Here is a 502-nt window from a genome sequence, read left to right on the forward strand (position 1 = left end):
GAATAATGCTTCGCGATATTCGATAGAATCTCCGCTTGCTCTCGCTCCGTGATCTCTTGGGCGCGAAGGTCGGCAAGCTCTGATGCCTGCAGTGCGTTTTCACGTGTGATGTTGGCGTTCTTTACTTTTAACTTACTGATGGTGCGCTGTGATTGCACATACTTAGATTCAAGCTTAGCGAGTGTCATGGTCTGCGCATCGAGCTGATTCTCACTCACCTCTAAAGCCTCACCTTGGTCATGGCCATACCCAAAGCTGCCACCTAATGCTGCACCGGCTGCTGCGCCAACAGGGCCACCAATGATGGCACCTAGTGCTGTACCAATACCGACACCCCAGTAGGTTCCTGAATTTGAATCCTCATTAAGTGGTGCATCACTTGAAGCTGATGATTGTGCGAAAGCGGCCTGGCTCATAGCAGTTGCAAGTACAGCGGCGAATGCGGTTTTCTTTATTGAATGTGTGTTCATTTCGTTCTCCATTATTTTTAAGTATTTGCTTG

1 pseudogene is annotated in these 502 nt (G+C 48.6%); it reads right to left on the reverse strand.

Annotation, left to right across the window (positions count from 1 at the left end):
* Positions 1 to 470: pseudogene (locus A3762_RS08280) on the reverse strand (hypothetical protein); the annotation flags it as partial.
* Positions 471 to 502 lie beyond the last annotated feature (32 nt).

The sequence above is a fragment of the Oleiphilus sp. HI0125 genome, assembly GCF_001635355.1.